The sequence below is a fragment of the Lutibacter sp. genome, assembly GCF_040883305.1.
In the GTDB taxonomy this organism is placed as follows: domain Bacteria; phylum Bacteroidota; class Bacteroidia; order Flavobacteriales; family Flavobacteriaceae; genus Lutibacter.
In genome coordinates, this window is the sequence record NZ_JBFLKT010000289.1 from 1 (window position 1) to 7,333 (window position 7,333).

7 protein-coding genes are annotated in these 7,333 nt (G+C 30.8%); 3 read left to right on the forward strand and 4 right to left on the reverse strand.

Translation table 11 applies throughout. From position 1 onward, the window contains the following. The 4 genes from lpxA to AB1Z17_RS09235 all read right to left on the reverse strand — a co-directional run. A partial coding sequence (gene lpxA, locus AB1Z17_RS09220) for an acyl-ACP--UDP-N-acetylglucosamine O-acyltransferase (RefSeq protein ID WP_368051514.1) occupies positions 1-493 on the reverse strand: 493 nt, incomplete at its 3' end. Beyond that, a complete protein-coding gene (locus tag AB1Z17_RS09225; RefSeq protein ID WP_368051515.1) occupies positions 493-1,890 on the reverse strand; it encodes a bifunctional UDP-3-O-[3-hydroxymyristoyl] N-acetylglucosamine deacetylase/3-hydroxyacyl-ACP dehydratase in 1,398 nt (465 codons plus the stop codon). The genes AB1Z17_RS09225 and lpxA, both read right to left, overlap by 1 nt. Beyond that, on the reverse strand, positions 1,880-2,923 hold the full coding sequence (gene lpxD / locus AB1Z17_RS09230) for a UDP-3-O-(3-hydroxymyristoyl)glucosamine N-acyltransferase (protein WP_368051516.1): 1,044 nt from the start codon (positions 2,921-2,923) through the stop codon (positions 1,880-1,882). Before lpxD ends, AB1Z17_RS09225 begins: the two co-directional genes overlap by 11 nt. Positions 2,924-2,956: 33 nt before the next feature. Continuing rightward, entirely contained in the window at positions 2,957-4,186 is a 1,230-nt protein-coding gene (locus AB1Z17_RS09235) for an HD domain-containing protein (RefSeq protein WP_368051517.1), read from the reverse strand. A gap of 42 nt (positions 4,187-4,228) precedes the next feature. Between AB1Z17_RS09235 and AB1Z17_RS09240 the strand changes: the two genes are divergently transcribed. From AB1Z17_RS09240 to AB1Z17_RS09250, 3 genes are all read left to right on the forward strand, one after another. After that, positions 4,229-5,779 carry a PglZ domain-containing protein gene (locus AB1Z17_RS09240; protein WP_368051518.1) on the forward strand — a complete coding sequence of 517 codons (1,551 nt, stop codon included), beginning with the start codon at positions 4,229-4,231 and terminating at the stop codon, positions 5,777-5,779. Between the two features lie 301 nt (positions 5,780-6,080). Then, positions 6,081-6,497, forward strand: a complete 417-nt coding sequence (tsaE, locus tag AB1Z17_RS09245) for a tRNA (adenosine(37)-N6)-threonylcarbamoyltransferase complex ATPase subunit type 1 TsaE (RefSeq protein WP_368051519.1) — start codon at positions 6,081-6,083, stop codon at positions 6,495-6,497. Beyond that, positions 6,490-7,333 (forward strand): alanine dehydrogenase (locus AB1Z17_RS09250; RefSeq protein WP_368051520.1); only part of this gene is annotated, 844 nt, incomplete at its 3' end. The genes tsaE and AB1Z17_RS09250, both read left to right, overlap by 8 nt.

Sequence of the window (7,333 nt, forward strand, 5' to 3'; positions counted from 1 at the left end):
AAACCATTGCATGTTCTCCAATATGGATAAATTGATGCACTGCTACCAATCCGCTTAATATTGCAAAATCTCCAATAGTAACATGTCCAGCAATTACAGAACCGTTGGCCAAAATACAATTATTTCCTATTACACAATCGTGTGCAATGTGTGATGTTGCCATGATTAAACAATTGTCTCCAATCTCTGTTTTTCCTAAGGCTTTGGTTCCTCTATTAATGGTACAACACTCTCTAATGGTTGTATTATCACCTATTATTGCTAAAGAATCCTCACCCTCAAATTTTAAATCTTGTGGAATTGCAGAAATTACTGCTCCTGGAAAAATTCTACAATTTTTTCCAATTCTTGCACCTTCCATAATGGTTACATTAGATCCAATCCAAGTTCCAGAGCCAATAATAACATTATTATGAATTGTTGTAAAAGGTTCAACTACTACGTTGGTGGCAATTTTGGCACCTGGATGTATATATGCTAAAGGTTGATTCATTATTCTTTAGGTTTTTTTGCAATTTGCGCCATTAATTCAGCTTCAACAACTAATTTCCCATTTGCATATCCGTAAGATTGCATATGACAAATACCACGTCTGATAGGAGATATTAATTCGGCTTTAAATATTAAGGTATCTCCTGGCAATACTTTTTGTTTAAATTTAACATTATCCATTTTCATAAAATATGTTAAATAGTTTTCTGGGTCTGGCACCGTACTCAACACTAAAACTCCGCCACATTGTGCCATCGCTTCAACTTGCAATACTCCAGGCATTACTGGTGCTCCAGGAAAATGTCCAACAAAAAAATCTTCATTCATTGTAACATTTTTCATTCCCACAACGTGTTTATCTGAAAGTTCAATAATTCTATCTATTAATAAAAATGGAGGCCTGTGTGGTAAAATATTCATTATTTCATGAATATCCATTAATGGTGGCTGATTTAAATCAAAAGTTGGAACTTTATTTCTTTTTTCTTGTTTAATAATTTTTTGAAGTTTTTTAGCAAATATGGTATTTATTAAATGCCCGGGTTTATTTGCAATAACTTTTCCTTTAATTCTGGTGCCTACTAAAGCTAAATCTCCAATTACATCTAACAATTTATGTCGTGCAGCTTCATTAGCCCAGCGTAATGTTAAATTATCTAAAATCCCATTAGGCTTTACAGTTAGCGTATCTTTGTTAAAGGCTTTCTTCAATTTGGTCATAGTTGCCTCTGAGATTTCTTTATCTACATAAACAATGGCATTATTTAAATCTCCACCTTTAATTAAATCGTTGTCTAACAACATTTCAAGCTCATGTAAAAAACTAAAAGTACGTGCATCTGAAATTTCCTTTTTAAAATCTTTTAACGAATTTAAAGTGGCATTTTGCGTACCTAAAACTTTTGTTCCAAAATCTACCATTGCTGTAATTTGGTACTCATCTGAAGGCATTAAAATAATTTCACTACCAGTTTCTTCATCTTTGTAAGAAATTATTTCTTTAACAATATATTCCTCTCTTTCGGCTTCTTGTTCTTGAATTCCAGCTTTTTCGAGTGCTTCAATAAACTGCTTGGAAGAACCATCCATTATTGGAGGTTCCGCACTATTTATTTCAATACAAATATTATCAATATCCAAGGCAACAACTGCTGCCAATACGTGCTCAGATGTATTTACAAAAACACCTCTCTTTTCTAAATTTGTACCACGTTGTGTATTTACAACATATTCTGCACTTGCTTCAATTACAGGTTCTCCTTCCAAATCAATTCTAACAAAAGCATACCCATAATTTATTGGTGCTGGTTTAAAAGTCATTGTAACTTTATTCCCTGTATGCAAACCAACTCCTGAGAGTGTTACCTCATTTTTAATTGTTTTTTGTTTAGTACTCATATTTTTCTTTTAAAGCTTTTACTTTTTTTTCTAAACTATTTAGTGTTGCCACAATACTTGGTAATTTTTTAAAATAAACATACGACTTATTAAAATCTGAATACCCAAATGCAGGTGTGCCTTGAATAATTTCATCATCTTTTATGTTCTTACCAATACCAGATTGTGCTTGTATTCTTACATTGTTTCCAATTGTTAAATGTCCGGCAATACCAACTTGTCCGCCAATCATACAGTTTTCTCCAATTTTTGAAGAACCTGCAATGCCTGTTTGTGCCGCGATTACAGTATTTTTACCAATTTCCACATTATGTGCAACCTGAATTTGGTTGTCTAACTTTACACCTTCTCTTATTATTGTTGAACCTAAGGTTGCCCTATCAATTGTTGTTGCCGCACCAATATCAACATAATCTTCAATTATTACATTCCCAATTTGAGGAATTTTGTCGTAAACACCATTTTTACTTGGTGCAAAACCAAATCCGTCTGCGCCAATAATTGCTCCTGAATTTACAACACAATTATTACCAATTTCGGTTTCAGAATATATTTTAGCTCCTGAAAATAGAATTACATTATCTCCAATTTTTACATTATCTCCAATATAAACATTCGGATAAATTTTTGCATTCTTCCCAATACTTACATCATTTCCAATATATGCGAATGCTCCAACGTAAATATCTTCTAAAATTTTGGCGCTTTTTGCTATAAATGAAGGCTCTTCTATACCTGTCTTTTGTAACTTTGCCTGATTGTAATATTCCAACAATAATGCAAAAGATTGGTACGCATCATCAACTTTTATAAGTGTTGTTTTATACTCCTTTTCAGGAATAAAATGTTTACCAACAATTGCAATAGATGCTTTTGTTGAATAAATATATGACGTATATTTTGGATTGGATAAAAAAGTTAACGAACCTTTTTCTCCCTCTTCTATTTTAGAAAGTTTATAAACTTCCACGTCTGCATTCCCCACAATATCTCCTCCTAAAATTTCTGCTATTTGACTTGCTGTGAATTTCATTGTTGCAAAAGTAAAAAAAAAGAATCACTATACCTATTTCTTAGGATAACACAAGTAATACTTGTCTACTGGTTTAGATAGTGCCTGAATATTTAAATGATCTGATGCTTCAATAACATCTTTAATATCTCCATTTTTAAACACTAATTTTATGGTATTCTTTGTTGAATCATAAGCTTGGTTGCTAATTTTACCACTATAAACCAAATAATTTACTTCATCGTCATTTAAATTATAGGTCTTTTTCATCTGTTGTTTTACAGTCTCAATTTCTTCATTTGAAAATGGATGATTTTGCAATTCAACTTTCGGTAATTTTCTATTAATTAAACTCTCAGATAATTTTGAAAGAATTAAATCCTTATTAGAAATCCATTCCTTAATGGAAGCTAACACATCATAATCATCTAATTTTGCGAATATTTTAAGCGTATCTGAATTAAAATTTTCTTGGTTTATTTGATTGCTTAAAAAATAATTAAATGCCTTACTTGCAGGTAATTTAGTCCCTTTTAACACCAATTCTTTAGCTCGTAAAAGAACTTTTTCTAATAATTTCTCAGCCCCCAAACCGGTTTTGTGCAAATAAACCTGCCAATACATCAAACGTCTTGCAACAATAAATTTTTCTACTGAATAAATCCCTTTTTCTTCAACAACCAAATCATCATTTTTTACATTTAGCATGGTAATTAAGCGTTCAGAATTTATATTTCCTTCAGAAACACCTGTATAAAAACTATCTCTTTTTAAATAGTCCAAACGATCCATATCTAATTGACTGGCAATTAATTGATAAAAGAATTTACGATTATAATCTCCCCTAAAAATTGTGATTGCTAAAGTTAATTTTCCTTTAAACTCTATGTTTAAAGCTTCCATAATTTTTAACGAAATTGTTTCATGATGAATTCCTGAAGCAATACTTTGTTCTAATGCATGTGAAAATGGTCCGTGACCAATATCGTGCAATAAAATGGCTATATAAAGTGCATTTGCTTCTTTTTCTGAAATTTCAACACCCTTAAATTTTAAGATTCGAACCGTTTTTTGCATTAAATGCATACAACCCAACGCATGATGAAACCGTGTATGATGCGCTCCAGGATATACCAAATGCGATAAACCCATTTGAGAAATCCTTCTTAAACGTTGAAAATAAGGATGTTCTATTAAATCGTATATTAAAGCATTTGGAATAGTAATAAAACCGTAAATTGGATCGTTTAATATTTTAAGTTTGTTCGTGCTTTTTTCGTTCAAAACAATTATTTTATTTTTAATACTACAAAGATAACAAACAATATGAGTGAAATAAGTATTTTATGGGTAGATGATGAAATTGATTTATTAAAACCACACATTCTATTTTTAGAAAAAAAGGGATATGTAGTTACAAAATGTAATAATGGCGCTGATGCCATTGTTTTATGTGAAGAAAACAATTACGATATTGTTTTTTTAGATGAAAATATGCCTGGCTTAAGCGGATTAGAAACCTTAGCTGAAATTAAAAGTAAAAGCGCAAATCTTCCTGTTGTTATGATTACCAAAAGCGAAGAGGAATATATTATGGAAGATGCCATTGGAAATAAAATTGCCGATTACCTTATAAAACCCGTAAATCCTAATCAAATTTTACTTAGTCTTAAAAAGAATTTAGATCATTCTCGCTTAGTTTCAGAAAAAACCACTTCTAATTACCAACAAGAATTTAGAAAAATAGCAATGGATTTAGCTATGGTAAATTCTTACAAGGAATGGATTACTGTTTATAAAAAATTAGTTTATTGGGAGTTAGAACTTGAAAATATCAGCGATTCTGGAATGGTGGAAATTCTTGAAAGTCAGAAACAAGAAGCAAATGCACTATTCTTTAAATTCATTAAAAAAAATTATCAAGATTGGGTTCAAAATCCTGAAGAAGCTCCAATTTTATCGAACACCTTGTTTAAAAAAATTATTGTTCCCGAAGTTAAAACTTCAAAAGGAACACTTTTAGTAGTCATTGATAATTTACGCTACGATCAATTTAATATTATTGAAAAAACCATCACCAAATACTACAAAAAACAGTTCGAAGTTCCCTATTTAAGTATTTTACCAACTGCAACACAGTATGCTAGAAATTCAATTTTCTCTGGCTTAATGCCCTTAGAAATGGAACAAAAACATCCAGATTTTTGGAAAAATGATACCGACGAAGGTGGTAAAAACTTATATGAAAAAGAATTTTTAGAAGCGCAATTACAACGACTTAGAGAGCACATAAAATTTGAATATTATAAGATTACCAATTTAAAATCCGGTAAACAATTAGCAGACAGTTTTAATACTATAAAAGAAAATGACTTAACCGTTATTGTGTACAATTTTGTGGATATGATTTCTCACGCAAAAACCGAAATGGAGGTTATTAAAGAATTAGCAAGTGACGATAAAGCTTACAGATCTTTAACAAATAGTTGGTTTTTAAATTCGCCGTTGTTAGAAATGATTCAAAAAGCACAAAAATTAGGCTTAAAATTAATTATTACAACAGACCACGGAACCATAAATTCTAAAACACCTTCAAAAGTTATTGGCGATAAAAATATCAGCTCTAATTTAAGATACAAAACTGGTAAAAGCCTTTCATATGAAGATAAAGAAGTTTTTGCTGTTAAAAATCCAAAAGATATTTTGTTACCTTCTTTAAGCATGAATAGTTCTTTTATTTTTGCAAAAGAAGATTATTTCTTCGCATACCCTAATAATTACAATCATTTTGTAAAATATTATAGAAATACGTATCAACATGGAGGAATTTCTTTAGAGGAAATGATAATTCCATGTGCTATATTTGTACCTAAATAAGTTTATAATGGTTAAAGGTTGAATAAATAAAGTCACCCTGAATTTATTTCAGGGCCTCATTATCATTTATTATTAGCTTGATTAGATTATTAAATCAAAAATTTCCTTTAAACAAGTGGGTCTCAGGAATGACAAAAAGTTCTAAATAAAATTTGCTGCATAATGATTGCAATTAAACAGTGCTTAATAAATGTCTTTACTAGGAGAGTTAACGACGAAGTAATCTGTTTCTAACAAAGAGATTGCTTCATTTCATTGCAATGACATTTACTTATAAACGATTAAACAATAATTAAAACATATGATTAAAAATTACACACTCCAACAACTTCCTGAAATTGCCAAAGAAGTTCTTGAATTTTCTAAGCATAAAGTATTGCTTTTTTATGGAGAAATGGGTGTTGGTAAAACAACGCTTATAAAAGAAATTGTGAAACAATTAGATGTAATAGACAATGTTAGCTCCCCTACTTTTTCGTTGGTGAACGAATACCATACTTCAAAAAATGAAAAAGTTTATCATTTCGATTTTTATAGAATTAATAAAGAAGAGGAAGCTATGGATATGGGAATTGAAGAATATTTTTACAGTAACAACTGGTGTTTGGTAGAATGGCCAAATAAAGTAGAAAATTTACTACCTTTAAACTCAGTAATAATTAAAATTACTGCAACCGAAAATCAGCTAAGAACCATAGAAGTTAAAAATAATGAGTAAAAAAATTACTTCACCATTTAGCCAGCAAGAGCTAATTCCACAGGAAGAAACCTTAGAAATTACAAAACAAAAAGGTTCGCTTGTTATTGGAATTCCAAAAGAAACACATTATCAGGAAAAGCGTGTTTGCTTAACGCCAGATGCTGTTGCTGCATTAACAAATCAAGGTCATAAATTTATTATTGAAACAGGTGCAGGTGAAGGTGCTAATTTTTCTGACAACGAATATTCTGAAGCTGGTGCAAAAATTTCTTACAATGTTAAAGAAGTTTTTGGTTGTCATATTATTTTAAAAGTTGAACCACCTTCTTTAGATGAAATACAATTAATAAATCCGCAAAGCATTTTATTTTCTGCATTGCAACTTAAAACACAAACCAAAAAATATTTTGAAGCATTAGCAAGCAAACGCATCACAGCTGTGGCATTTGATTTTATTAGAGATGAACACGGGGTCTTTTCTGTAGTAAAATCTTTAAGTGAAATTGCAGGAACAGCCTCTATTTTAATTGCTGCTGAAATGATGAGTAAAGATAAAGAAGGTAGCGGGTTGCTTTTAGGAAATATTAGTGGAGTACCTCCTACCGAAGTTGTAATTTTAGGTGCAGGAACGGTTGCTGAATTTGCTGCACGTTCAGCAATAGGTTTAGGTGCTAATGTGAAGATTTTTGATAATTCATTAACCAAATTAAGAAGTTTACAACACAATTTAGGAAGACCTATATACACATCAACCATTCAACCAAAAACGTTGCAAAAGGCTTTAATGCGTTGCGATATTGCTATTGGAGCAGTTAGAGGAAATTCTCGTTCACCAGTGCTTGTTACCGAAGGAA